This window comes from Streptomyces sp. Go-475, from assembly GCF_003330845.1.
Classification (GTDB): domain Bacteria; phylum Actinomycetota; class Actinomycetes; order Streptomycetales; family Streptomycetaceae; genus Streptomyces.
Genome location: NZ_CP026121.1, coordinates 6,215,892 through 6,241,423, shown reverse-complemented (window position 1 = coordinate 6,241,423; position 25,532 = coordinate 6,215,892). Strand labels below are relative to the sequence as shown.

27 protein-coding genes are annotated in these 25,532 nt (G+C 71.3%); 2 read left to right on the top strand and 25 right to left on the bottom strand.

What is annotated here, in order from left to right:
* Positions 1-12: 12 nt before the first annotated feature.
* From C1703_RS28845 to rpsB, 5 genes are all read right to left on the bottom strand, one after another.
* Positions 13-1,140, bottom strand: coding sequence for a phosphatidate cytidylyltransferase (locus C1703_RS28845; protein ID WP_114255566.1), 1,128 nt, complete (start codon positions 1,138-1,140; stop codon positions 13-15).
* On the bottom strand, positions 1,140-1,697 hold the full coding sequence (frr, locus tag C1703_RS28840) for a ribosome recycling factor (protein WP_014675285.1): 558 nt from the start codon (positions 1,695-1,697) through the stop codon (positions 1,140-1,142). The genes C1703_RS28845 and frr overlap by 1 nt, the downstream gene beginning before the upstream one ends.
* Positions 1,698-1,885: 188 nt before the next feature.
* Positions 1,886-2,644 (bottom strand): UMP kinase, encoded by a 759-nt coding sequence (pyrH, locus tag C1703_RS28835; RefSeq protein WP_010044452.1) that lies wholly within the window; start codon positions 2,642-2,644, stop codon positions 1,886-1,888.
* Positions 2,645-2,828: 184 nt separating this feature from the next.
* Positions 2,829-3,665 carry a translation elongation factor Ts gene (gene tsf / locus C1703_RS28830; RefSeq protein ID WP_031120911.1) on the bottom strand — a complete coding sequence of 279 codons (837 nt, stop codon included), beginning with the start codon at positions 3,663-3,665 and terminating at the stop codon, positions 2,829-2,831.
* Positions 3,666-3,843: 178 nt separating this feature from the next.
* Positions 3,844-4,737 carry a 30S ribosomal protein S2 gene (rpsB, locus tag C1703_RS28825; protein ID WP_114255565.1) on the bottom strand — a complete coding sequence of 298 codons (894 nt, stop codon included), beginning with the start codon at positions 4,735-4,737 and terminating at the stop codon, positions 3,844-3,846.
* A gap of 273 nt (positions 4,738-5,010) precedes the next feature.
* Here rpsB and C1703_RS28820 point away from each other — a divergent pair, with 273 nt between their 5' ends.
* Positions 5,011-5,574, top strand: coding sequence for a M23 family metallopeptidase (locus C1703_RS28820; RefSeq protein WP_114255564.1), 564 nt, complete (start codon positions 5,011-5,013; stop codon positions 5,572-5,574).
* 56 nt (positions 5,575-5,630) lie between these two features.
* On the opposite strand, the gene C1703_RS28815 is transcribed toward C1703_RS28820, so the two are convergent.
* The 18 genes from C1703_RS28815 to proS all read right to left on the bottom strand — a co-directional run bounded on the left by C1703_RS28815 (position 5,631) and on the right by proS (position 20,281).
* Positions 5,631-6,188, bottom strand: coding sequence for a TetR/AcrR family transcriptional regulator (locus tag C1703_RS28815; RefSeq protein WP_114255563.1), 558 nt, complete (start codon positions 6,186-6,188; stop codon positions 5,631-5,633).
* Positions 6,189-6,281: 93 nt separating this feature from the next.
* Entirely contained in the window at positions 6,282-7,124 is an 843-nt protein-coding gene (gene whiG, locus C1703_RS28810; protein ID WP_114255562.1) for an RNA polymerase sigma factor WhiG, read from the bottom strand.
* A 275-nt stretch (positions 7,125-7,399) separates the two neighbouring features.
* Positions 7,400-8,557 (bottom strand): DNA-processing protein DprA, encoded by a 1,158-nt coding sequence (dprA, locus tag C1703_RS28805; RefSeq protein WP_114255561.1) that lies wholly within the window; start codon positions 8,555-8,557, stop codon positions 7,400-7,402.
* Entirely contained in the window at positions 8,554-10,179 is a 1,626-nt protein-coding gene (locus C1703_RS28800; RefSeq protein ID WP_114255560.1) for a YifB family Mg chelatase-like AAA ATPase, read from the bottom strand. Before C1703_RS28800 ends, dprA begins: the two co-directional genes overlap by 4 nt.
* Positions 10,179-10,571 (bottom strand): YraN family protein, encoded by a 393-nt coding sequence (locus tag C1703_RS28795; protein ID WP_114255559.1) that lies wholly within the window; start codon positions 10,569-10,571, stop codon positions 10,179-10,181. Before C1703_RS28795 ends, C1703_RS28800 begins: the two co-directional genes overlap by 1 nt.
* A 77-nt stretch (positions 10,572-10,648) precedes the next feature.
* Positions 10,649-10,957 carry a DUF2469 domain-containing protein gene (locus tag C1703_RS28790; protein WP_003993268.1) on the bottom strand — a complete coding sequence of 103 codons (309 nt, stop codon included), beginning with the start codon at positions 10,955-10,957 and terminating at the stop codon, positions 10,649-10,651.
* Positions 10,958-11,013: 56 nt separating this feature from the next.
* Positions 11,014-11,544, bottom strand: coding sequence for an NUDIX hydrolase (locus C1703_RS28785; RefSeq protein ID WP_114255558.1), 531 nt, complete (start codon positions 11,542-11,544; stop codon positions 11,014-11,016).
* On the bottom strand, positions 11,534-12,313 hold the full coding sequence (lepB, locus tag C1703_RS28780) for a signal peptidase I (RefSeq protein ID WP_114255557.1): 780 nt from the start codon (positions 12,311-12,313) through the stop codon (positions 11,534-11,536). Before lepB (C1703_RS28780) ends, C1703_RS28785 begins: the two co-directional genes overlap by 11 nt.
* A gap of 72 nt (positions 12,314-12,385) precedes the next feature.
* Positions 12,386-13,348 carry a signal peptidase I gene (lepB, locus tag C1703_RS28775; RefSeq protein ID WP_114255556.1) on the bottom strand — a complete coding sequence of 321 codons (963 nt, stop codon included), beginning with the start codon at positions 13,346-13,348 and terminating at the stop codon, positions 12,386-12,388.
* A complete protein-coding gene (gene lepB / locus C1703_RS28770) occupies positions 13,236-14,327 on the bottom strand; it encodes a signal peptidase I (protein WP_114255555.1) in 1,092 nt (363 codons plus the stop codon). The genes lepB (C1703_RS28775) and lepB (C1703_RS28770) overlap by 113 nt, the downstream gene beginning before the upstream one ends.
* Positions 14,320-15,048: a signal peptidase I gene (gene lepB / locus C1703_RS28765; RefSeq protein ID WP_114255554.1), complete on the bottom strand. Its 729-nt coding sequence runs from the start codon at positions 15,046-15,048 to the stop codon at positions 14,320-14,322. Before lepB (C1703_RS28765) ends, lepB (C1703_RS28770) begins: the two co-directional genes overlap by 8 nt.
* 45 nt (positions 15,049-15,093) lie before the next feature.
* Positions 15,094-15,444 (bottom strand): 50S ribosomal protein L19, encoded by a 351-nt coding sequence (gene rplS, locus C1703_RS28760; RefSeq protein WP_030852073.1) that lies wholly within the window; start codon positions 15,442-15,444, stop codon positions 15,094-15,096.
* 135 nt (positions 15,445-15,579) lie between these two features.
* Positions 15,580-16,413: a tRNA (guanosine(37)-N1)-methyltransferase TrmD gene (trmD, locus tag C1703_RS28755; protein WP_114255553.1), complete on the bottom strand. Its 834-nt coding sequence runs from the start codon at positions 16,411-16,413 to the stop codon at positions 15,580-15,582.
* On the bottom strand, positions 16,413-16,955 hold the full coding sequence (gene rimM, locus C1703_RS28750) for a ribosome maturation factor RimM (RefSeq protein WP_114255552.1): 543 nt from the start codon (positions 16,953-16,955) through the stop codon (positions 16,413-16,415). The genes trmD and rimM overlap by 1 nt, the downstream gene beginning before the upstream one ends.
* Before the next feature lie 81 nt (positions 16,956-17,036).
* A complete protein-coding gene (locus tag C1703_RS28745) occupies positions 17,037-17,276 on the bottom strand; it encodes an RNA-binding protein (protein ID WP_003973401.1) in 240 nt (79 codons plus the stop codon).
* 2 nt (positions 17,277-17,278) lie between these two features.
* Positions 17,279-17,698: a 30S ribosomal protein S16 gene (gene rpsP, locus C1703_RS28740; RefSeq protein WP_114255551.1), complete on the bottom strand. Its 420-nt coding sequence runs from the start codon at positions 17,696-17,698 to the stop codon at positions 17,279-17,281.
* A gap of 287 nt (positions 17,699-17,985) precedes the next feature.
* Positions 17,986-18,594, bottom strand: a complete 609-nt coding sequence (locus C1703_RS28735; protein ID WP_114255550.1) for a hypothetical protein — start codon at positions 18,592-18,594, stop codon at positions 17,986-17,988.
* Positions 18,595-18,865: 271 nt separating this feature from the next.
* On the bottom strand, positions 18,866-20,281 hold the full coding sequence (gene proS / locus C1703_RS28730) for a proline--tRNA ligase (protein WP_114255549.1): 1,416 nt from the start codon (positions 20,279-20,281) through the stop codon (positions 18,866-18,868).
* A 199-nt stretch (positions 20,282-20,480) separates the two neighbouring features.
* On the opposite strand from proS, the gene C1703_RS28725 reads away from it, so the two are divergent.
* A complete protein-coding gene (locus tag C1703_RS28725; RefSeq protein ID WP_114255548.1) occupies positions 20,481-21,335 on the top strand; it encodes a methyltransferase domain-containing protein in 855 nt (284 codons plus the stop codon).
* Between the two features lie 91 nt (positions 21,336-21,426).
* Here the strand turns inward: C1703_RS28725 and ffh are convergent, their stop codons facing one another.
* Both ffh and C1703_RS28715 read right to left on the bottom strand, forming a co-directional pair.
* Positions 21,427-22,977, bottom strand: coding sequence for a signal recognition particle protein (gene ffh, locus C1703_RS28720; RefSeq protein WP_114255547.1), 1,551 nt, complete (start codon positions 22,975-22,977; stop codon positions 21,427-21,429).
* A gap of 83 nt (positions 22,978-23,060) precedes the next feature.
* Entirely contained in the window at positions 23,061-25,508 is a 2,448-nt protein-coding gene (locus tag C1703_RS28715) for a [protein-PII] uridylyltransferase (RefSeq protein ID WP_114255546.1), read from the bottom strand.
* Positions 25,509-25,532 lie beyond the last annotated feature (24 nt).

The window sequence follows — 25,532 nt, the reverse complement described above, 5'->3', positions numbered from 1 at the left end:
GGGCGGATCCGCTCAGCCGGATCCCACGAAGAGCACGAGCAGCAGCCACACCACGGGGGCCGTGGGCAGCAGCGAGTCGAGCCGGTCCATGATGCCGCCGTGGCCGGGCAGCAGCGTGCCCATGTCCTTGATGCCGAGGTCCCGCTTGATCATGGACTCGCCGAGGTCGCCGAGCGTGGCGCTGACCGCGACCGCGAGGCCCAGCACCAGGCCCTGCCACCAGACACCGTCGTCGATGAGGAACTGCAGGCACAGCGCGCCCGCGACCATGGCGAAGGCGACCGCGCCGAGCAGCCCCTCGCGGGTCTTGCCGGGGCTGATGCGCGGGGCGAGCTTGTGCCGGCCGAAGCGCCAGCCGACGGCGTAGGCACCGGTGTCGCTGACGACGGTGAGCAGCAGGAAGGTGAGCACCCGCTGCGGCCCGTCGTCCGCGGTCAGCATCATCGCGACGAACGTCGCCAGGAACGGCACGTAGAACGCCGCGAAGACGCCCGCGGTGACGTCCCTGAGGTAGTTCTCCGGCGGTTCCGTCATGCGCCAGACCAGCACGGCCAGCGCGGTGAGCGCCATGGCGACCCAGGCACCCTCGGCGCCCCGGACGTACCCGGCGACGACCATCGCGGCACCGCCGAGCGCGAGCGGCACGAGCGGCGCCCGGATGCCCTTGCGCTCCTCCAGCCGCTTGGTCAGTTCCCACAGGCCCACCACGACGGCGACCGCGATCACGCCGACGAACACGGCCTTGACGACGAACAGCGACGCGACGATCACCGCGCCGAGCCCGACCCCTACCCCTATCGCGGCACTGAGGTCGCGACCCGCGCTCTTCTTCTGCGGCTTGGGGGCCGGCTGCGAGGCGTCGGGCATGGGCTCCGGATTCGTGTCGTTCCGGACCGGAGGGCCGCTCCGCCGAGCAGCCCCTCGGTCGTCATCCTGGTTTCCGCCGTATGCGGCTACGTCGGGCACGATGGGCATGGGCCGAGTCTGAGGCGCGTCATGCGCATCGTATGCGGGACCCGCCGGGGCGGCCCCCTGGACGTGCCCCTGGCCGGGGGTGTGGACCTGCCCGTGTCCATGCGGGTGGTCGGTGGGCCCCCAGTACCCGGCCTGTGGCGGCGCCCCCCAGGAAGAGTCGTTCATCAGACCTCGAGCAGCTCCGCTTCCTTGTGCTTCAGGAGCTCGTCCACCTGCGCGACGTACTTCGCGGTGGTGTCGTCGAGCTCCTTCTCCGCACGGCGGCCCTCGTCCTCGCCGACCTCGCCGTCCTTGATCAGCTTGTCGATGGCGTCCTTGGCCTTGCGGCGCACGGAGCGGATGGAGACCTTGGCGTCCTCACCCTTGCCCTTGGCGACCTTGATGTACTCGCGGCGGCGCTCCTCGGTCAGCTCGGGGAACACCACCCGGATGATGTTGCCGTCGTTGCTCGGGTTGACGCCCAGGTCGGAGTCGCGGATGGCCTGCTCGATGTTGCGCAGCGCGCTCTTGTCGAACGGGGTCACCACGGCCATGCGCGGCTCGGGCACCGAGAACGAGGCCAGCTGGTTGATCGGGGTCGGCGCGCCGTAGTAGTCGGCCACGATCTTGTTGAACATCGCCGGGTGCGCACGGCCGGTGCGGATCGCGGCGAAGTCCTCCTTGGCGACCACGACGGCCTTCTCCATCTTCTCCTCGGCCTCGAGGAGGGTCTCTTCGATCACCACTTGCTCCTGCGTGTCTTGAGTAGGCCCGGCTGCGGTTCCATGTGGGGCGGCGGCCGGCTGCGTCGCGTCTTCTTCCTGCACGGTTCCCGACCGGCAGGACATTGTCCATCCCCCGGCCCGGCTCCGTCCCGTCCGTCCCCCGGACGGGGTTGTTCCCGGGGACCCGGCCCCGGCTCTCGGGGTGCTCAGTCCCGGCTGCCGGGGTCCCCCACCAGCGTGCCGATCTTCTCACCCTTGACGGCGCGTCCGATGTTGCCCTCCGCGAGCAGCTCGAAGACCACGATCGGGAGCTTGTTGTCGCGGCACAGCGTCACGGCCGTGGCGTCGGCGACCTTCAGGTCGCGGGTGATGACCTCGCCGTAGCCGAGGTGGTCGAACTTCACGGCGTCCGGGTTGGTCTTCGGATCGGAGTCGTAGACCCCGTCCACGCCGTTCTTGCCCATCAGCAGCGCCTCGGCGTCGATCTCCAGGGCGCGCTGGGCGGCGGTGGTGTCGGTGGAGAAGTAGGGCATGCCCATACCGGCGCCGAAGATCACCACACGGCCCTTCTCCAGGTGCCGTACGGCGCGCAGCGGGATGTACGGCTCGGCGACCTGGCCCATGGTGATGGCGGTCTGCACGCGGCAGTCCACGCCGACCTTCTCCAGGAAGTCCTGCAGGGCGAGGCAGTTCATGACCGTGCCGAGCATGCCCATGTAGTCGGAGCGGGCCCGGTCCATGCCGCGCTGCTGGAGTTCGGCGCCGCGGAAGAAGTTGCCGCCGCCGATGACGACCGCGATCTGCGCGCCGTCGCGCACGACGGCCGCGATCTCGCGGGCGATCTTGTGCACCACGTCGGGGTCGACGCCCAGGCCCCCACCGCCGGAGAAGGCCTCTCCGGACAGCTTCAGCAGAAACCGGCCGCGTACTTTGCCGTCGTCGCTCTTCTGGGCCTTGGTGGTCATGGGGGATCCCGCCTCTTTCACGTGGTGCGCATGCGAAGAAGGCCATTGCCGGCGGGGCGTGTTTCGCATCCCATACGGCAATGGCCTCCTCGTCAGATCTGCTGTCGTCCGTCACCCCTGTGACGGCGTACGCGGACGACTGCTGTCGACCCTATCGGGGTCGGGCGTCGATCGCGGTACGGACTCAGATGCCGACCTTGATGCGCGTGAAGCGCTTCAGGGTGACACCGGCCTCGTCCAGGATCTTCTGGACGGACTTCTTGTTGTCGAGCGCGTACGGCTGGCCGAGCAGCGTGGCGTCCTTGAAGAAGCCGTTGAGGCGACCCTCGACGATCTTCGGCAGGGCGGCCTCGGGCTTGCCCTCGGCGCGGGTGGTCTCCTCGGCGACGCGGCGCTCGGACTCGACGACCTCGGCCGGCACGTCCTCCTTGGAGAGGTACTTCGGCGCGAAGGCGGCGATGTGCTGGGCGACGCCCTTGGCGATCTCCGCGTTCGGCTTGTCCAGTTCGACGAGGACACCGATCTGCGGGGGCAGGTCGGGCATCGTGCGGTGCATGTACGCCGTGACGTAGCCGTCGGCGAACTGCGCGAAGCGGTCCAGGACGATCTTCTCGCCCAGGTTGGCGTTGGCCTCGTCGACGAACGCCTGGACGGTCTTGCCGGCCTCGATCTCGGAGGCGAGCAGGGCCTCCAGGTCGGCCGGGGAGGTCTTGGCGACGTGCTCGGCGATGGCGGTGGCCACGGCCTGGAACTTCTCGCCCTTGGCGACGAAGTCCGTCTCGCACTTCAGCTCGACGAGGACACCGGAGGAGTTGTCGTCGGCGATGATCGAGACCACGGCGCCGTTCTCGGCGGAGCGGCCCTCGCGCTTGGCGACGCCCTTCTGGCCCTTGATGCGGAGCGCTTCGACAGCCTTCTCGACGTTGCCCTCGGCCTCGTCCAGCGCCTTCTTGCAGTCCATCATGCCGGCGCCCGTGAGCTCGCGGAGCTTCTTGACGTCGGCGGCGGTGTAGTTCGCCATGAGTCTGTGAATCTTTCTCGAAGTCTGGAAGATCGAAGATCTGCGGGATGCACCCCCATGGAGCCCGGGGGTGCTGTCCTTCCGCTGACCTACGGGTGAACGGCGGGAGCGGACTTCATCGCGCCGGAAGGCGTCCTGTGATGGAGTGCCGCTCCCGCCGTCAACGCGGACTGACGGGTCAGGCCTGCTCGGCCTCGGCCGGCTTCTCGGCCTCCGCCTCGGCGGGGGCGGCCTCGGCGGCCGGAGCAGCCTCGGCGGCCGGGGCGGCCTCCGCGGCGGGGGCGGCCTCGTCGGCCTTCTTCTCGCCCTCGAGCAGGTCACGCTCCCACTCGGCCAGCGGCTCGCCGGCGGCCTTCTCGCCCTTGCCCTCGGTGGCGACACCGCTGCGGGCGATGAGGCCCTCGGCGACGGCGTCGGCGATGACGCGGGTGAGCAGGGTGACGGAGCGGATCGCGTCGTCGTTGCCCGGGATCTTGTAGTCGACCTCGTCGGGGTCGCAGTTGGTGTCGAGGATCGCGACGACCGGGATGTTCAGCTTCCGGGCCTCACCAACGGCGATGTGCTCCTTCTTGGTGTCCACGATCCAGACGGCGCTGGGCACCTTCTGCATCTCGCGGATACCGCCGAGGGTCTTCTCCAGCTTGGCCTTCTCGCGCGAGAGCACGAGAAGCTCCTTCTTGGTCAGACCGGACGCGGCGACGTCCTCGAAGTCGATCTGCTCGAGCTCCTTGAGGCGCTGCAGACGCTTGTAGACGGTCGAGAAGTTGGTGAGCATGCCGCCCAGCCAGCGCTGGTTGACGTAGGGCATGCCGACGCGGGTGGCCTGCTCGGCGATGGCCTCCTGCGCCTGCTTCTTCGTGCCGACGAACATGACCGTGCCGCCGTGGGCGACGGTCTCCTTGACGAACTCGTAGGCGCGGTCGATGTACGACAGCGACTGGAGCAGGTCGATGATGTAGATGCCGTTGCGCTCCGTGAAGATGAAGCGCTTCATCTTCGGGTTCCAACGACGGGTCTGGTGACCGAAGTGGACGCCGCTCTCCAGCAGCTCCCGCATCGTGACGACGGCCATGGCCGTTTCTCCTTGAATTTCTCGGTTGTGCCGCGGATGCCGGACGGCTTCCGCGCCTGACGCCCGCTGCGCGCCGTGCCACGAGGGACCGAGGGGCGCTGATACGGCCCGTTGCCGGGCTGCATATCGGGGCGTGCGAAGTCGACCCGGTGACCCGGATCGCCACCAGAAGTGTACGGGACCCGCGGGGCGCCGGGTGACGCCGTTGTCCACAACCGGGCGGTGGTCCACAGCCACGGCCGGTGACGGGCGGCGGTCCGGGACGCTTTCGGCATGCGAGCGAAACGATGTGTGCGCGGGTGCACGCGGCTGATCCTGCTGCTGGTGTTCACGGTGACGGCCCTGCTGTCCCCACCGCCGAGCCTGTCCCTGACCGGCACGGACGCGACGGTGCCGGCCCTCGGCCGCGCCTGGCCCGTGGGGTTGCGTCCCCCGGTCCTGCGCGGCTGGGAGCCTCCGGCGACGGTGTACGGCCCGGGCCACCGGGGCGTCGACCTGGCGGCAGCGCCCGGGACGCCGGTACGGGCGGTGGCGGCGGGCCGGGTGGCCTTCGCGGGCCGGGTGGCCGGCAAGGGGGTGGTCTCGGTGGACCTCACGGGGACCGGTGATCCCCCGCTCCGCACGACCTACGAGCCGGTGACGGCGTCCGTCGAGGAGGGCGAGGAGGTGGAGCCGGGCGAGGTGATCGGCACGGTGGCGGCAACGGGCTCACACTGCTCCGCTCCCTGCGTGCACTGGGGTCTGCGGCGGGGCGATACCTACCTGAACCCGCTGTCCCTGCTGCCACCGTGGCTCCTGAACAGGGGCCCGTCGAGGCTGCTGCCCGTCCTCACCTAGCCGGGCAGCCGGGCTTCCCCCAAGCTCTGCGAGCAGGGGGTGTCCGCTGACGGGGCTCAGCCCCGCACACCCCGCAGAGCCATGGAGACAGCCGCCTCGGTGATGGCCCCGGGCTCCTCCGCGGCCCCCAGCTCGATCCGCCGCACGGCCGCGTCCACGACGCCCTGCACCAGCATCGCCGCGAGCCGGGGCTGCTCGTGCCCCATCTCGGCCAGCGCCTCGACGATCATCGTGACCAGCCCGCCGTGCGCCCCCCGGATCTTCTCCCGGGCCCCCGCGTCCAGCTCACTCGCGGAGATCGCCACCACGGCCCGGTGCCGCCGGTCCCCGACCAGCTCCAGCTGCTGCCGCACATACGCCTCGACCTTGGCCTCGGGCGTCTCCGCCCGCTCCATCGCCGCCGACACCTCCGCGGCCCAGACGGGGAAGTCGACCTCGCACAGCTCCTCGACCACGGCCGCCCGCGACCGGAAGTACTCGTAGACGGACGATCGCGCGAGGCCCGTCCGCTCGGCGAGGGCCGGGAAGGTCAGCGCCTCCGTACCGCCCTCGGACAACAAGGAACGAGCCGCGTCCAGCAGGGCGGCTCGCTGCATCGACCGGTGCTCGGCCACGGAGGCCGCTCGAATCCTTGGCACGTCAACACTCTACGGACGCACCGGGCCGGACGGGAGTGGCTCCCACCGGGCCGACACCATCCGGCCAGGTCAGCGGCCGAAGCTCGCCAGTTTCGCTCTGAGCTGGAGCACGGACTTGGTGTGGATCTGGCTGACCCGGCTCTCGGTCACGCCCAGCACGTTCCCGATCTCGGCCAGCGTGAGGCCCTCGTAGTAGTAGAGCGTGACCACGGTCTTCTCCCGCTCGGGCAGCGTGTTGATCGCCCGGGCGAGGAACCTCCGCAGCTCCCGGTCCTCGGCGACCTCCACCGGGTTGTCGGCGGCGGTGTCCTCCAGCGTGTCCATGACGCTCAGCCCGTCGCCGCCCTCACCACCCACGTGCAGCAGCTCCTCCAGGGCGACCACGTTGGCCAGTGACAACTGGCTGAACACCGCGTGGAGTTCCTCGACCGCGATGCCCATCTCGGAGGCCACCTCGCCCTCCGTCGGCGTGCGCCGCAGCCGCGCCTCCAGCGTGGCGTACGCCCGCTCCACGTTGCGCGCCTTCTGCCGCACGGAGCGCGGGATCCAGTCCAGCGCCCGCAGCTCGTCGATCATCGCGCCGCGGATCCGGGTGATCGCGTACGTCTCGAACTTGATCTCCCGGTCGATGTCGAACTTCTCGATCGCGTCGATCAGCCCGAACACCCCGGAGGAGACGAAGTCCGCCTGCTCGACGTTGGACGGCAGGCCCACGCTGACCCGGCCCGCGACGTACTTGACCAGCGGCGAGTAGTGCAGGATCAGCTGCTCCCGCAGCCGTTCGTCCCCCGTCGCCTTGTACGACCGCCACAGCTCGTCGAGCGTCGAGGGAGCGGGCGGCCGCACGCTGCCACCGTCACGGGCGGCTGGGGGGATCGCCGCCCGGTCGGACCCGGAGGTGTGCTGGGGCATTCGTCGCCTTGTGCCGTTCTGCTGCGAAGTGGTGCTGCTGGGGTGAGCTGTCTGTCTGATGTCGAGTTGCCTGTCCGTGTCGGGATCCTCGTGAGCGTAGCGTGACTGCGGTGTCGCGGTGCGCGAAGGACGGTGGCCGAAGGGGGCGCAGATACGTTCCGGAAGGCATCCCGCCGGGGCGCCGCGATCGCTCGGCGCGCCGACCGGAGGACCCCAACTGGGCGAATTTCCAAGGGGTGTCGGGGTTCCCCCGGACGGCCGAACACGGCCGGTGCTCACGGCTCGGGACCGCCGCGGACCGACATCACCGCCTGGCGTGTCAACTTCCAGCCGTCGCCGTGTCGTTCGACGTAACCGAGTGCTCGGAGTTCGTACAGTCTCGCGATCGCGTCGTCCTGTGCGGTCTGTGCGCGCCGCGCGATCTCGTCCGGCCGGGCGGCCCGTCGCCCCGGCAGCGCGGCGAGCACCTGCCGGGCGGCCGGCTCCAGCAGGTCCCGGGGCAGGACGGGCCCGCGCCGGTCGGGGGCCAGCTGCCCGATCTCGCCGACCAGCTCCACGACCTCGGCGGCGTCGGTGACCAGGGCCGCTTCCGCGCGCAGAAGATCGTGCACCCCGGCGGAGAGCGCGCTGGTGGCGGGGCCCGGCACGCCCATCGTGTGCCGGCCCAGGCGCTGGGCCGCCCGGGCGGTGACCAGGGAGCCGCTGCGGTGGGCGGCCTCGACGACCACGGTGCCGCGGGTGAGGGCCGCGATCACGCGGTTCCGCAGGATGAACCGGCTCGGCGTCGGGTGATCACCGGGTGGCAACTCGCCGATGACGAGCCCCTGTTCGGCGATTCTGCCGATCAGCTGGGTGTGTCCGCGCGGGTAGGGCCGGTCGACGCCGCAGGCGAGGACGGCGACGGTGGCGCCGCCCGCGCCGAGCGCTCCGCGGTGGGCGGCGCCGTCGACACCGTAGGCGCCGCCGGACACCACGACCCAGCCCTGCTCGGCGAGGCCGGCGGCGAGGATGGCCGCCATGTGCGCCCCGTACTCGGTGCAGGCCCGGGCGCCGACGACGGCGACCGACCTCAGCGCCCACATGCGCAGGCTGGGCTTCCCCCGCACCCAGAGGCCCAGGGGCCGGGCGTCCCCGAGATCGTCGAGCTGCCCGGGCCACTCGGAGTCCCCGGGGCACACGAACCGCACGCCGGCGTCCCGGGCGACCTCCAGATCCCGCCGCGGCCGGGCGACCGCGGCCCGGGCCAGCAGCCCGGCCCACCGCTTCCCGCTCACCCCCGGCAGAGGCACCCCGCCCTCCACCAGCCGCCGCACCACTCCCCCGACCCCGAACTCCCGCACCCACCGCCCACCGGCTTCGTCCCCGGGCTCGATGACGCGGGTGAGGAAGACGCGGGCGAGCAGTTCGTCGTCCGGGTCGTCGAGGACGCTCACGTCAGCGCCCCGATGGCCATGGGCACGCCCCTCGGCACGCCGGTCCGCAACTGGAGCGCGAGGGCGACGTCCGTCGCGTCGGGCCGGTCGTGGCCGACGAGATCGGCCACGGTCCAGGCCACGCGCAGGACGCGATCGAGCCCGCGGGCGGTCAGGACGCCCCGCTCCAGGTTCCGCTCCGCCTCGTCCATCGCCCCGGAGGTCGCGTGCCAGCGGCTGCGCAGCTCGCGGCCGGGCACCTCGCTGTTCGTCCGCCAGGGGGTGCCCGCCAGGCGCTCCGCAGCCCGCTCCCGGGCCGCCCGGACCCGGTCGGCGACCGTCGCGGTGGACTCGCCCCGGGCACCGCAGGCGGTCAGCTCGGTGCGGGTGACACGGTCCACCTCGACGCGCAGGTCGACGCGGTCGAGCAGCGGTCCGGAGAGCCTCGCCTGGTACCGGCGGATCGCCGAGGGCGGGCACTCGCACAGGTCGTCCCGCAGGGAGAACCGGCCGCACGGACAGGGGTTGGCCGCGAGCACCATGAGGAACTTCGCCGGGAAGCGCACGACTCCCGCGCTGCGCGCGATCACGACGTGCCCGGCCTCCAGCGGCTGGCGGAGGGCGTCCAGGGCCTGGCTGTTGAATTCCGGAGTTTCGTCCAGGAACAACACCCCGCGGTGGGACAGCGACACCGCGCCGGGCCGCGCGATGCCCGGACCGCCACCGACGAGTGCCTGCATCGTGGCCGAGTGGTGCGGGGCGCAGTACGGGGCGACGTCGATCAGCGGCTTGCCGGGAGGCAGCAGACCCGCCACCGAGTGGACCGCCGTGACCTCCAGCGACTCCTGCCGGCCGAGCCGGGGCAGGACGGTGGGCAGCCGCTCCGCGAGCATCGTCTTGCCCGCCCCGGGCGGCCCCTCCAGGAAGAGGTGGTGCCCGCCCGCCGCGGCCACCTCCACCGCCGTGCGCGCCGACGTCTGCCCCACGACGTCCGAGAGGTCGTGGCCGTGGTCGTGCTGGGCGGCGCCGACGCTGTGCATGCCGGTGGCCGCGCCCGTGCCCGGCACGCGCAGGCCGGCGAGGAGCGGGTCCGGGCGTCCCAGTTCGTCGGGCTCCTCTTCGGGTACGGGTTCGTCGGCCAGGATGGCGATCAGCTGCCGCAGGCTGCGGACGCCCAGGACGGAGACCCCGGGCACGAGGGACGCCTCGGCCGCCGCGCACTCCGGCACCACCACCTGCTCATACCCCGCGTCCGCCGCCGCCAGCACCGCCGGCAGCACCCCGCGCACCGGCCGCACCCGCCCGTCCAGCCCTAGCTCCCCGATCATCACGATGTCGGCGAGGACCCGCGGGTCGATGCGTTCCGCCGCGCCGAGGACCGCCGCCGCGACGGCCAGGTCGAAGCCGCTGCCGGACTTCGGCACGGAGGCCGGGCTCAGGCCCACCGTGAGTTTCTTCTGCGGCCAGGCCGCGCCCGAGTTGACGACGGCGGCGCGCACCCGGTCCCGGCTCTCCGTGAGGCTCTTGTCGGGCAGCCCCACCAGCGTGAACGCCGCGACACCCGGCTCGAGGTCGGCCTGGACCTCGACGACCACGCCCTCGACGCCCACCAGCGCCACCGAACACGTACGGGCGAATGCCATCAGGCCACCCCCCGCACGTGCTCGACCACGGCCGCGCCCCGGGCCGGCAGCAGCACCCCGACCACGTCGATGCGGACGCCGCCGGGCGGCGCGCCCCCATGGGTCTGGATCCACCGCTCGGCGAGGTCCCGCAGCCGGTCCGCCTTCTGCCGGGTCACGGCCGCCATGGGATGCTCGAAGGGACCTTCCCTGCGGGTCTTCACCTCGCAGACGACCAGGACGTCGCCGTCCCGGGCCACGATGTCGATCTCGCCGGACCGGCCCGAGCGCCAGTTGCGCTCCAGGACCGTCAGCCCCGCCTCCGCCAGCCGCCTGGCCGCCAGGGTCTCTCCGTACCTGCCCATCGCACTGCGTGCGTTCATGTCGGCACCACCTCCGGCGCCAACGATCACGCGGCCGCCACCATGAAGTGGATCTTGGTGGACAGCTCAGCGGTTGTGGACAACCCGGTCACCCGCCGGGGTGAACCTCACCCGCTCGGCAGCTCCAGGTCGCTCTTGTTCAGCTCCTCGATGTTCACGTCCTTGAACGTGAGGACCCGCACCTGCTTCACGAACCGCGCCGGCCGATACATGTCCCACACCCAGGCGTCCGCCATGGACACCTCGAAGAACACCTCACCCTGGACCGAGTGCACCTGCATCTCGTAGTCGTTGGTCAGGTAGAAGCGCCGCTCGGTCTCGATCACGTATTTGAACAGACCGACGACATCGCGGTACTCCCGGTAGAGCTTCAGCTCCATCTCGGTCTCGTACTTCTCGAGGTCCTCGGCGCTCATGGCATGTTCCCCTTCAGCCGTGCGATCCCACCATTGTGCGCCAGTCCCGCGAGCCCCTAGACGATTTCCGGGTCAAGGATCACGGGCCTGGCCGGGGGACCTTCGTCGAGCAGCGTGCGCAGCAGCCCGGCGAGTCTGGTCGGATACACCGTCTCATGTGCCCGGCTCAGTTCCGGACACGTCCACCAGCGCGCTCCGGCGACGCTGCGCCGTTCCAGCTCGGTCAGCCCGGTGGCGGCGATCGCCGTACGGTCCGTACGAGCCAGGTAGTACCACTCGTCCTGGTCCCAGCGGCGGCCCGCGAACGGGAACGAGCACCTCCGCCGCCACAGCACCGGGCCGAGCTCGACCTCGGCCCCGGTGATGCCCGTCTCCTCGGCGAGTTCCCGCAGGGCGGCCTGTTCACGGGTCTCGTCGCCCTCCACGCCGCCGCCGGGGGTGAACCACCAGTCGTCGGCCGGATCGTCCGGCTCGTGCCCGTGCAGCAGCAGGATGCGGTCCCGCGGGTCGAGCAGCACGACCCGGGCGACCTTGCGCAGTCCGCCCCCGCGGCCGTCCTGGCCCGCGCTCACGGCCTCAGCGGGCACCTGCGGGCTCCGCACTCGCCCGGCGGGCCCGGGCCGCGTCCGCGCGCTTGGCGATCGGGCCGTAGGCGCCGCCGCCCAGGACGAGCGCCGCGCCGGCGATCACCAGGGCGGTGATCGTGCGCAGTGGTCCGGGCGAGGAGAGGGCGCCGAGCGGTTCGAAGCCGGTGGGGCGCTCCAGCATGCCCTTCATGGGCCACACGACGGCGTCCACGCGGGCGTCCACGGCGGAGCGGGCCACCGTGCCGCTGGCGGCGTCGGTCAGGTGGGCGGTGGAGTCGACGGAGTTGCCGCGCTCGTCGCCGAGCAGGAACAGCCGGCCCTTGGGGACGGTCACCGTCGGGAAGTTGCTCATCTCGGCCGGTGTGCCCTTGGGCAGGTACGTTTCGTCGATCTCCTTGCCGTTGACCTTGAGCTTGCCGTCCTGGCAGCAGGAGACCGTGTCGCCGCCGACCGCGACCACGCGCTTGACCATGGGCGCGTTGGCCCAGGTCGCGTCCTTGAAGACGACGACGTCACCGCGGCGCACGTCGGTGCCGTCGACCCGCTGCGCCAGGATCCGGTCGCCCGCGTCGATCGTCGGCGTCATGGAGCTGGTGGGCACGGTGTACGGCCGGTAGACGACCGCTCCCCAGGCGAAACCGCCGAGGAACAGCACGAGGCCCAGTGCGACGGCCAGCCCGGACAAGCGCTGTCCGGTCCGGCTGCCCACCGGGCCCGTGCCTGTGCCGCCGCTGCGCGGGGCCGTGTGCGTCATGCTCTCGCCACCCATGGGTCCGCACCCTACCCGGGGGTACCGGCCGGGGTCAGCAAACGGGTGGGATCACTGCCCGCGCCGGGCGGACTAGCGCTTCCTGCGCCGCCACCACACCACCGGCACCACACCGGCGAGCGCCAGCCCCTGCGGCGCGACCGCCCAGCCCGCGGCGGCCGGCTGGGCGTTCAGACCGGCCTGGTCGAAGGTGTCCGGCACCGGCAGCGTGTCCCAGCGGTTGATCGGCCAGGCGATCACGATGGCCCGCCCCACGACGTCCTTCACGGGGACCATGCCGTGGTTCTTGTCCGACTGGTTGTAGCGGGAGTCGCGCGAGTTCTGCCGGTGGTCGCCCATGACCCAGATGTAGCCCTTGGGGACCTTCACCTTGAACTGGCCGCCCTGGTCGTCCACGCTGCACGGCGTGTTGCCGGCGTAGACGTACGACCGCTCGTCCAGCGCCTTGCCGTTGACCGTCAGCGGGCCGGTGCCCTTGCACTCGATCGTGTCACCGCCGACGCCGATGACGCGCTTGATGAGGTCCTTCTCCTCGGCGGAGGGCATGAGGCCGATCCAGCTGAGGAACGTCTGCAGGGCGTTCGGATCCGTCGTCGGCTCGCCCGCCAGCCAGTTGTCGGGGTCGTGGAAGACGACGACCTCGCCGCGCTCGGGCTCGGAGCCGAACCAGGGGGTCAGCTTGTCGACCAGGACGCGGTCCCCCTGCTGGAGGGTGTTCTGCATCGAGTCGGAGGGGATGGAGAACGCCTGCACCAGGAAGGTCTTGATCAGCAGCGCCAGTACCAGCGCGATACCGATCAGGATGGGCAGCTCCTTCCAGAAGGAGCGCGGTTTCTTCGGTGTCCGGGCCGTACCGCCCGGCCCCTGGCCCTCGGCTGTCGTGTGCTCGCCTGTCACCCTGTCGTCCTCGGCTGCCCCGGAGTCACTCCCGGAGGTCACGGCGCTGTCCGCGGCCGGGACGGTGGATTCCGCGGGGCGTCCGCGGTGCTCCTCGCCGTCGTGTCCGGACCGTGCGCCAACCGCCACATCCCCCACGCCAACTCCTCACTCTGTGCCGCCGCCTGCCCCAAACACGACGCAGGCCCACCACTCCCATAACGAGCGGGAGTTCCGCAGGGGTCGGGAGCTGGATCGTTCCGTTCGAATCGTCGGAGGCAACCCTATGCGACGAGGGAGGGGCAGCGGTCGACCCGGTGGCCGAGTCGGACACGGAGGCGTAGGTGTTCGGTTCCTCGAGCATGGTCCAGTGCCCGAGGGGCCAGGCGATGACCATGGCGCGGCCCACGACCTCCTCCTCGGAGACCGTGCCCCCGTAGTCGGTGTCCTGGTGGGCGCGCGAGTCGGCGGAGTTGTTCCGGTGGTCGCCCATCACCCACAGCCGCCCCGGGGGCACCGTGATGTCGAACGGCGTGTCGGACGGGGCGATGCCGGGGTACAGGTAGTCCTCGTTCAGCGGGACGCCGTTGACGGTCACGCGCCCTTGTGTGTCGCAGCACTTGACGCGGTCGCCGCCGACGCCGACGACCCGCTTGATGAGGTCCTTCTCGTTCTCGGACGGCAGCAGGCCGATGAAGGTGAGCCCTTCCTTGATCTGCTTGATGACGACGGGGTCGTCCTTCTGCGTGGTGGGCTGCTCGTCCTGGAGCCAGCCGCCGGGGTCCTTGAACACGACGACGTCCCCGCGCTGCGGCTTCGAGCCGAACCACGGGGTGAGTTTGTCGACCAGGACGCGGTCGCCGATCTGGATCGTCTGCTCCATGGAGCCGGACGGGATCACGAAGGCCTGGACGAGGAAGGTCTTGAGAACGAGAGCTATGAGGACGGCGACGCCGACGAGGAGAGGTATCTCCTTGACGGCACCGCGCCTGCGGCGCCGCTTGACCTTCTTCTGGAGTTTGCGCCGCTCGGCGCGCGTACGGCCGCCGGACGGGCTGGAGGCGCGCCGGGCGCCGGTGGGCAGCAGGTTGTCCGCGGGACTGGCGGGGACGCCGCGCGGTTTGCCGCGGTTACCCATGGGCGCCCGCCTCTCCGGCGGCGGGGGCGGGCACGCGCGCGTAGGCGTCGGGGCGCTGCAGCCGGGTGGCGTGGCCGAAGGGCCAGACGATCCAGTCGGCGCGGCCGATGACGTCGCCGACCGGGACCATGCCGCCGCCCGGTGAGCCGAGGTGGTCACGGGAGTCGCTGGAGCGGCTGCGGTGGTCGCCGAGGACGAACAGGGTGCCGTCGGGCACGACGACGTCGAAGGGCACCGCGGACGGGCTGTCGCCGGGGTACAGGAAGCCCGACTCGTCGACCGGCCGGCCGTTCACCCGGATCCTCCCCTCCTTGTCGCAGCACACCACGTGGTCTCCCCCCACGCCTACAACGCGCTTGATGTAGTCCGCGTGCCCGAAGTAGCCGGTCCCGTCGAACACGACGATGTCTCCCCGCTGCGGCTCGGCACCGAAACGGTACGCCAACTTATTTACGAGAACCCGGTCCCCGATCCTCAACGCCTGCTCCATGGATCCGCTGGGGATCTGGAACGGCCGCACCACGAACGTGCTGAGGAACAGCAGGAACAGCAGGCAGGTCAGCAGGGTGAGGGTGATCCGGCCGCCCGGGAGCCATGCGCCGACACGCGACACCAAAGCGAAACGCGACCGCTCCTCCGGCCCTCCGGGGTCCGAGGTCTGCTCGGAGTCGGAAGGGCGGGAGGAGCGGTCGCGCTCCGTCGGCTGTGCTTCGGTGTCCATCGGAGCCAGATGCTATCCGGCCCCGGTGTGAACCCCGGAGAGCGCTCAGTTCTCGCGCTTCTCCTTGATCTTCGCGGCCTTGCCGCGCAGCTCGCGCAGGTAGTACAGCTTGGCGCGGCGGACGTCACCCTTGGTGACGAGCTCGATCTTCTCCACGATCGGGGTGTGCACCGGGAAGGTGCGCTCGACGCCGACGGAGAAGGAGACCTTGCGGACCGTGAAGGTCTCGCGCACGCCGGAGCCCTGGCGGCGGATCACGACGCCCTTGAACTGCTGCACACGGGAGCGGTTGCCCTCGATGACGCGGACGTGCACGTTGACGGTGTCGCCCGGGCGGAAGGCGGGGACGTCGCTGCGCAGCGACGCGGAGTCGACGGTGTCGAGCAGGTGAGACATGTCGTCTGCTTTCCTCGCTGATGCCACAGGTCATCAACGGAAACTAGGTGTTTCGGATCAGGGTTGTGCGGGTCGGGGCGGGCGTCGTCTCCCCCTGTGGCAGGGGCGCACGCCGGACGGACGCACAACAGCTGGCTATTCTTCCACGCCGTCGGTCCTGCGCCAAAATCGGCCGTACGGCTCCCCCGCCGGGTCGGGTGCCCAGCCCAGGATGGAGAGCATCTCGCGGTCCTTCTTGTCGAAGGCCTTGGGATCGCACCGTTCGATCAGGTCGGGCCGGTGGGCGGTCGTGCGCTTCAGGGCCTCGTCCCGGCGCCAGCGGGCGATCTTCCCGTGGTGGCCGCTGAGCAGCACGTCGGGGATGTCCCGGCCGCGCCACTCGGGCGGCTTGGTGTAGACGGGCCCCTCCAGCAGGTTCGCCATGGCGCCGGGCGCGAAGGAGTCGTCCCGGTGGGACTCGGCGTTGCCGAGGACGCCCGGCAGCAGCCGCGCCACGGCCTCCGTGACGACGAGCACGGCCGCCTCGCCGCCGGCCAGGACGTAGTCGCCGATGGAGACCTCGTAGACCGGCATCCGGGTCGCGTACTCGTCGACGACCCGCCGGTCGATGCCCTCGTAGCGGGCCGGCGTGAAGATCAGCCAGGGGCGCTCGGAAAGGTGGACGGCGAGTTCCTGGGTGAAGGGGCGGCCGCTGGGCGTGGGCACGATGAGGGCCGGCTCGTGGGAGCCGGTCTCGTAGCCGTCGGCCAGGACACAGTCCAGGGCGTCTCCCCACGGCTCGGTCTTCATGACCATGCCGGGGCCGCCGCCGTAGGGGGTGTCGTCGACGGTGTTGTGCCGGTCGTAGGTCCAGGTCCGCAAGTCGTGGACGTGGACGTTGAGCTGTCCACGCGCGCGTGCCTTGCCGACGAGGGAGACGTTCAGCGGGTCGAGGTACTCGGGGAAGATCGTGATGACGTCGAGACGCATCAGGCCTCGTCTCGGGAGGACGCGATCTCCGCGCGGTCGTCGATCAGGCCCGGCGGCGGGGTGATGACGGCCTTCTGCTCCTCCAGGTCGATCTCGGTGACGATCTCCTCGACGAAGGGGATCATCACCTCGCTGCCGTCGGGGCGCTCCACGATGAACAGGTCCTGGGTGGGCAGGTGCGAGATCTCCGTGATCCGCCCGACCTCGGTGCCGTCGGCGGTGACCACGTCGAGGTCGATGAGCTGGTGGTCGTAGTACTCGTCCTCGCCCTCGGGCAGTTCCTCCGGGTCGATCTCGGCGATCAGGAGGGTGTTGCGCAGGGCCTCGGCGGCGTTGCGGTCGCTGACGCCCTCGAAGCGCAGCAGCAGACGGCCGCTGTGGACGCGGCCCGTCTCGATGGTGAGGGGTCCCGCGGAAGCGGGATCGGTGGCGAGTACGGCGCCGGGGGCGAGCCTGAGTTCCGGCTCGTCGGTACGTACCTCGACGGTGACCTCGCCCTTGATGCCATGGGCACGGCCGATCCGTGCGACTACCAGCTGCACGTGTCCAACTCTCCTGTCATACGACTACGGGCCGGGGACGGCCCTCAGGCCCTCCCCGGCCCGAGCCGGTTGCGATAAGCGTCAGCGGACGTGGTCCACGTCGACGAGGTCGACGCGGACTCCGCGACCGCCGATGGCGCCCACGACGGTGCGCAGGGCGCGTGCGGTCCGGCCGTTGCGGCCGATGACCTTGCCGAGGTCGTCCGGGTGGACCCGGACCTCGAGCACCCGCCCACGGCGCAGGTTGCGCGAGGCGACCTGCACATCGTCAGGGTTGTCGACGATGCCCTTCACGAGGTGCTCGAGAGCCTCCTCGAGCATGCTCAGGCCTCGGTCGAAGCGGACTCAGCGGCAGCGTCGTCCTTCTTCTCAGCCTTCTTCTTCTGGGTGATCGCCTCACCCTTGCCCTCGTCGTCACCGCCGAGAGCCTCGAACGACGGGCGCGCGGCCTTCTCGGGCTGCGTCAGGAGCGGAGCCGGAGCGGGCTCGCCCTTGAACTTCTGCCAGTCGCCGGTCTTCTTGAGGATGGCCATCACGGGCTCGGTCGGCTGGGCGCCGACACCGAGCCAGTACGCCACGCGCTCGGCGTCGACCTCGATCACCGACGGGTTGTACGTCGGGTGGTACTTGCCGATCTCCTCGATCGCACGGCCGTCACGACGGGTACGGGAGTCGGCGACGACGATGCGGTAGTGAGGCGAACGGATCTTGCCCAGACGCTTCAGCTTGATCTTGACTGCCACGGGAGTGGGTTCTCCTGGATTTGACGTGGTTGGGCACGGCGAGATGGCCGCGTGGGGTTGCGGTACCCGAGTGCCCGATGGACGCGTCAGCCGGAGGAGAGAGGGGTCCTGTGCGGCTGTCGAGTACAGCTAGCCATTGTGCCACACCCTGCGGGTCGCTCTGGCCAGGGGTGTGCCGTGGGCGGGCACGCCGGAGCGGCACCCGGCGCGGAGGTGAGGTACGTCGGGTGCCGCACCGCCCCGGCGTCCGTCTTCGACCGGCAGCCACGAGATGCCGGTGCCGGACGTCAGCCGGCGACCGCTCCCGCCCCCACGACCTCCGGGATCCGGAACGGCTTGCCGCAGCCGCCGCAGACGATGGGGGCCTGGGCGAGGACCGACGGCACCACGCGGACGTTGCGGCCGCAGTCGCAGACCGCCTTGACGCGGACGCCGCCGCCGGAGGAGCCGTGCCGGGCGGCGGGGCCCCGGAAGGTGCGGGAGGTGTCGGAGGAGGTGGCCGCGGTGTGGGCCTTGAGGGCGCGCTGGAGGCGCTCCATCGTCGGACGGTAGCGGCGCTTCGCCTCGGGGGTGAGCGTGACCAGGGAGAAGCCGCTGCTGGGGTGCGGTTCCTCGGGGTGGTCCAGGCCCAGCTCCTCGGCGATCGCGAGGAATCTGCGGTTGTGGTAGCGGCCGGCACGGGAGGTGTCGCGGACGCCGCGCGCGGCGGCGATGCCATGGACTGCCTCATGGAGCAGTCGCTCGAAGGAGAGCTCGTGACCGCACGCGGACGACGACTCCCCGATCAGGGACTCTGGCGCGGCAAGGTCGGGCAGCTCGGGGTGGTACCGCTGAATGTCGGCCCACGCCTGTGCCAGCTCTGCGGCGAGAACAGGTGGTGTCTGTGTCGTGCTCACGTAATGACAACGAGCCGGGGTGCCCCAGTGTTCCGATTCCGGGGCATCCCAAATAATTTGCACGTACCCGTCAGTTGCCTCTGATGCGTCCCGACGAGGGCGCCTGCGCTGATCTGGGGAGAAGCCTCACAGCTCACCACAAGGTGGTGCGTAGTCCCGCGTACGCCCCGGCGCGTAGACGACATCCGCGCGCCGGGGAGCCAGAGGTCCGCGGGTGCGCAAGAGGCGTTTCGGCCGCCTTGCGCCCCATCCGGAAAGCGCGTGCCGCGCTTCAGTAAGCGCGTGCGACGACGGCGAGGTTACCGGGTGCGTCGTCGGCGTCCGGCACCGACCCGTCCTCGGCGACCAGACACCGTACGGTCACCGCGTGGTCGGCCAGTGCGGCCTCGCCCTCCTCGCCGAGCACCGCCCAGGGGATGCGCGCCCAGCCGCCGGCGGTCGCGGCCTCGACGGCCTCCTCGATCGTGGAGACGTCGGTCGTACGGGACTCCCGGCGCTCCCGGGCCTGCTCCAGCAGCAGCGCCTGGTCCTCTTCGAGCACCTTCGGGAGCAGCTCGACCAGGTCCTCCAGGGACACCGGCTCCTTGCCACCGGGAATGCGGCGCGCGAGCATCGCCGTGCCGTTCTCCAGGTCGCGCGGACCGACCTCGACGCGTACGGGGACGCCCTTCAGCTCCCAGTCGACGGCGCGGCGGCCGAACGGGGTGTCGGTGCGGTCGTCGACGTGGACGCGGACCCCGGCCGCCTTCAGCCGGTCACCGAGCTCACGGACCTTGGCCAGAACCGCCTCGTCGCCCTTGATCGCGAGCACCACGGCCTGGATCTGCGCCAGCCGGGGCGGGACGCGCAGGCCGTGGTCGTCGCCGTGCATCATCACCAGGGCGCCGATCATGCGGGTCGTGGAGCCCCAGGAGGTCTGCCAGACCAGCTCCTGCCGGCCGTCCTTGGACAGGTACTGGGTGTTGAAGGCCTTGGCGAAGTTCTGGCCCAGTTCATGGCTCGTGGCCATCTGGAGGGCCTTGCCGTCGCCCATCATGCCTTCGAGGGTGAGGGTGTTGATGGCGCCCGCGAACCGCTCCTTGACGGTCTTGCGGCCGGGGACGACGTCCATGGCGAGGACGTTCACCATGAAGTCCTCGTAGACCCGCCGGTGGATATGCGCGGCGAAATCGCGCGCCTCCTCGTACGTGGCGTGCGCGGTGTGGCCCTCCTGCCAGAGGAACTCGGTCGTGCGCAGGAAGAGGCGGGGCCGAAGCTCCCAGCGCACGACGTTCGCCCACTGGTTGATGAGCAGGGGCAGGTCGCGGTAGCTCTGCACCCACTTGGAGAAGTAGTCGTTGATGATCATCTCGGAGGTGGGCCGGACCACGGCGGGCTCTTCGAGTTCCTTGCCGCCGCCGTGCGTGACCACGGCCAGCTCGGGCGCGAAGCCCTCGACGTGGTCCGCCTCCTTGGTCAGGTACGACTGGGGGATCAGCAGGGGGAAGTACGCGTTCTGGGTGCCCGTCTCCTTGATGCGGGCGTCCATCTCGGCCTGCATCCGCTCCCACAGCCCGTACCCGTACGGTCGGATGACCATGGTGCCGCGCACCGGGCCGTTGTCGGCGAGCTCGGCCTTGGTGATCAAGTCCTGGTACCAGCGCGGGAAATCGTCCGCCCGGGGAGTGAGAACGGGTGCTTTAGCCATGGCGCGATGGTACGGGCCCAGGTTGCCTGAATGTGAAATCTCGCCATAGGCACATGACAACTCGCAAGCCGGGGCGCATTCCACTGGACGACAGGTCGAGGGGGGAGTTTCCTGGCATACGGGGGTAGTGCGAGCGCACTGTCACGGGGGCCATGGAATCGGGCAAGAGGCAACTCTCGGCGGATTGGGGCGCTTACTTATGACACCTACGCTCGTGCGGCAGCACCTGCCTCACGCGGGGGCCGCACCCCGCGTGGACCTGCGTGCACGCGCGCGTGACTGGTCCGAAATCCAGGAGCGGATGCTCGTACCGCTCTACGAGGCCGTCTACGAGCGACTGGACGTGGGTCCCACGACGCGGCTGCTCGGCCTCGGCTGCGGTTCCGGACTCGCCCTGCTGATGGCCACCGCCCGGGGAGCGGCGGTCACCGGTGTCGACGCTTCCCCCGAAAGAATGGCCCTGGCACGGGAGCGGCTGCTGCCCGGGGCGGGGAGCACGCGCGCGCGTGCGGGCACCCGGCTGGTCGAGGGCTCGCCCCGGGAGGCACGGGAGCCGGGTGCTCCCGCCTACAGCCTCGTGACGGCCTTCGAGCCGATCGGGTGCCTCGCGGGCGACTCGGAGGGGCTGGGCGGGCAGCTCGCGGAGGCGACGCCGCTCGCCGAGCGGGGTGCGGCCGTGGTGCTGGCGGGCTGGGGTCCGCCGGAGCGCTGCGCCACGACGTCCGTGCTGCGGGTGGCCACGAAGCTGGCGGAGCCGCTGCGCGCCTCGGGCAGCTGGCGTCCCGCCCTGCGCGACGACCTGGAGGAGGTCGCCCAGCGGGCCGGGCTCAAGCCGGACGGCTCGGGGCGGGTGGCGTGCCCGTTCGGGTACGCCGACGTGGACAGCGCGGTGCGCGGGCTGAAGTCGACGGGGCTGTTCGACGCGGCGATGACGGCGACGGACCAGGTGCAGGTGGACAAGGAGCTGACCGAGGCGCTCCATCCGCACCAGCGGCGCGACGGGACCGTGTGGATGCCGAACGTGTTCCGGTACCTGATCGCCCGGACGCCGTGACGCCCAGCGCCTGACGGAACGGCCGCGAGGGCACCCCTTCGGAGCAGGGGCGCCCTCGGTGTCGTACGAAGCAATCGTGCGGAGCGGGCCGTCAGCCCATGAACTTCTTGAACTCGTCCGGCAGTTCGAAGTCCTTGCCGCCCTGCTGCGGCAGCCCGAAGGCTCCTCCGGCCTCGGCGGCGGCCGCGCGGCGGGCGGCGGCCTCCTGCTCCTGCTGCTTGCGCTTCATCGGGTTGCCGGAGCGCTGCTTGCCCTTGGCCTGCTTCTGCTTCTTCTTCGTCCGGCCGGGGCCGCCGCCCATGCCCGGCATCCCGGGCATGCCCGGCATGCCGCCGCCCTGGGCCATGCGGGACATCATCTTGCGGGCCTCGAAGAACCGCTCGACCAGGTTCTTCACCGCGCTGACCTCGACACCGGAACCCCGCGCGATACGGGCGCGGCGGGAGCCGTTGATGATCGTCGGGTCCTGGCGCTCGCCCGGGGTCATCGACTTGATGATGGCCGCCGTGCGGTCGACGTCCCGCTCGTCGAGGTTGTTGATCTGGTCCTTGATCTGGCCCATGCCCGGGAGCATGCCGAGCAGCTTGGAGATGGAGCCCATCTTGCGGACCTGCTCCATCTGGGCCAGGAAGTCGTCGAGGGTGAAGTCCTGGCCCTTCTTGGAGGCCAGCTTCTCCGCCATCTTCTGGGCTTCGGCCTGGTCGAAGGTCTTCTCCGCCTGCTCGATCAGGGTGAGCAGGTCACCCATGTCGAGGATGCGGGAGGCCATCCGGTCCGGGTGGAAGGCGTCGAAGTCCTCGAGCTTCTCGCCGTTCGACGCGAACATGATCGGCTTGCCGGTGATCTGCCGGATCGACAGGGCGGCACCACCGCGGGCGTCGCCGTCGAGCTTGGAGAGCACCACGCCGTCGAAGCCGACGCCGTCCCGGAAGGCCTCGGCGGTGTTCACGGCGTCCTGGCCGATCATCGCGTCGACGACGAACAGGATCTCGTCCGGGGAGACCGCGTCGCGGATGTCCGCGGCCTGCTGCATCATCTCCTGGTCGATGCCGAGGCGGCCGGCGGTGTCGACGATGACGATGTCGTGGACCTTGGACTTCGCGTGCTCGATGGAGTCCTTGGCGACCTTGACCGGGTCGCCGACGCCGTTGCCCGGCTCCGGCGCGTAGACGCCGACCCCGGCGCGCTCGGCGACGACGCTGAGCTGGTTGACGGCGTTCGGGCGCTGGAGGTCACAGGCGACCAGCAGCGGGGAGTGGCCCTGCTCCTTCAGCCAGCGGCCGAGCTTGCCCGCGAGGGTGGTCTTACCGGCACCCTGCAGACCCGCCAGCATGATCACGGTGGGCGGCTGCTTGGCGAAGCGCAGGCGCCGGGTCTCGCCACCGAGGATGGTGACCAGTTCCTCGTTGACGATCTTGAGGACCTGCTGGGCCGGGTTCAGCGCCCTGGAGACCTCGGCACCGAGGGCGCGCTCCTTGACGTTCTTGATGAACGTCCGGACGACGGGAAGCGCCACGTCCGCCTCGAGGAGCGCGATGCGGATCTCGCGCGCCGTGGCGTCGATGTCCGCCTCGGAGAGCCGTCCCTTGCCGCGCAGGTTCTTGAAGGTCGCTGAGAGGCGATCGGAAAGAGTATCGAACACGGCGCTCGCGGTCCTCGGGGTCGGAGACAGACTGGGGAATCGCCCTCCAGGGTATCCCGGCGTGACAAGTCGCCGGGTCGGCCTCACCCCCGCAGGGTCTCCTCCAGCTTCCGCGCCACCGACGCCGCCTCGTCGCCGGGCAGCGGCGCGCCCTCCGGGCCGGTCACGTAGAAGGCGTCCACGGCGTTGGCGCCGAGGGTCGAGACGTGCGCGCTGCGCACCCGTACGCTCGCGTCCTCCAGGGCGCGGCCGATGCGGAACAGCAGGCCCGGGGCGTCCTGGGAGCGGACCTCGATGACCGTGGCCAGCCGGGAGGCGGCCGGGTGGACCGACACCCTCGGCGGCGGTGCGACCACGCCCCGGCGGCGCGGATAGGCCGCGTCCCGTTCGGCGAGGCGGCCGGCGATGTCCAGGGAGCCGTCCAGGGCCCGCACGAGGTCGGCGCGCAGGCGGGCGGCCTGCGGCAGGGAGCCGTACTCGGCGGCGACCCGCCAGTCCAGCAGCAGGACGGAGCCGTCGACGCCGTCCGGGAGGGTCAGGGAACGCAGCTCGGCGGTGCGTACGGTGAGCCGGTGCATGGCGAGGACCCCGGCCACCGCGGGCAGCACGCCCGGCTGGTCGGGGACGGCGATGAGCAGTTCCACGCCGAGCGGCTCGGGGTCGCCGGACGGCTCCTGCCCGGCGGGCGGCTCGGTCTGGGCCCGCAGGGACAGGACCGGGCTCCCGGTCGCGACGGCCTCGATGGCGAGCCGCTCCTGCTCGGCGGTCGGCGCGGCGTCCTCGGGGTCGTCGGGGGCGTCCCCGGCGAGCACCGCCGAGACCCGCTTGACCAGGTCGGCGACGAGCGAACCCCGCCAGGAGGACCAGGCGGCCGGGCCGGTGGCCAGGGCGTCGGCCTCGGTGAGGGCGTGCAGCAGTTCCAGGGTGCCCGGCGAGCCGACGGCCTCGGCGACCGAGCGCACGGTGGCCGGGTCCTCCAGGTCGCGCCGGGTGGCCGTCTCGATCAGCAGCAGGTGGTGGCGTACGAGGTTGGCGATGACGGTCACGTCGTGGCGGTCGAAGCCGATGCGGGCGGCGACGTCCTTGGCGATGATCTCGCCGGCCACCGAGTGGTCGCCGGGCCAGCCCTTGCCGATGTCGTGCAGCAGCGCGGCGACCAGCAGCAGGTCGGGCCGGCTGACCCGGCGCGTGAACTCGGAGGCGCGCACGGCGGTCTCGATGAGGTGCCGGTCGACGGTCCACAGGTGCACGGCGTTGCGCTGCGGCCGGCAGCGGACCCGCTCCCAGTCGGGCAGCAGCCGGGTGATCAGCCCCTCGGCCTCCAGCGCCTCCCAGACCTCGACGGTCGGGCGGCCGGAGCCGAGCAGGGTGACGAGCTGTTCCCGGGCCTCGGCGGGCCAGGGCGTGGGGATGGGGCGCACGGTGGCCGCCATGCGCCGTACGGCGTGCAGGGAGAGCGGGAGTCCGGCCTGCGCGGCGGCCGCGGCGGCGCGCAGGGGCAGTACGGGGTCGCGCTCGGGGCGAGCGGCACGGGCGAGCACGACCTCGCCGTCCTGTTCCACGACGCCCTCCGCCAGCGGCGACCGCTCCGGGGCCGGTTTCCCGCCGCCCAGCATGGCGCGCAGCCGGGGCCGCACGGCGCGCGACCGCAGTACGCGCCCCACCTCGCGCCAGGTGACGTCACTGGCGTACGAGACGACCCGGGCCGCTTCGTAGACCTGCCGCAGCAGTGTGTCCGCGTCCAGCAGGCCGAGTTCGGCGGCGACCTGGTCCTGCTCCTGGAGGGCGAGCCGGTCGGTGGCCCGCCCGGTGGCCAGGTGCAGGGCGTCCCGGACGTCGAGGAGGCGGCGCCGGGCGTCGGCGAGGCCCTCGCGCGGGGCGTCGGCGAGCCAGGAGGCGGCGACGGCGCGCAGGGCGGTGGCGTCGCGCAGCCCGCCGCGGGCCTCCTTCAGGTCGGGCTCCAGCAGGTACTGCAGTTCGCCCTGCCGCTCGGCGCGTTCGGCGCACAGTTCCTGGAGTTCGGGCAGGCGCTTGGGCGCCTGGTTGCGCCAGTCGGCCAGGACGGCCGTCCGCAGCCCGGCGGTGAGGCCGAGGTCGCCGGCGATGTGCCGGGCGTCCAGCAGGCCGAGCTGCACCTTGAGGTCCTCGCCGGCGGTCTTGCGGGCCTCGGCGGGCGTGCGGACGGAGTGGTCGAGGTCCAGGCCCAGGTCCCACACCGGGTACCAGAGCCGGTCGGCGAGGGCGGCGACCGCCTTGGTGTCGCTGCCGTCGTGCAGCAGGAGCAGGTCGAGGTCGCTGCGCGGCGACAGTTCGCCGCGGCCGTAGCCGCCGACGGCGACCAGGGAGGCCCCGCGCAGCCCCTCGGCGCCCGCCGCGAACAGGCCGGTCAGCCAGTCGTCGGTCAGTTCGGCCAGGGCCGCACGGCGCGGCGGCCCGGACCGCGCCTCCTCGGTGAGGAGACGCAGCCGGGCCGCCGCGTAGCCGCTGGGTCCCGAGTCCTCTGCTTCCTTCTGCACGTCCGTTCCCGTCACCCAGCGACTCCTGTTCTGTTTGCC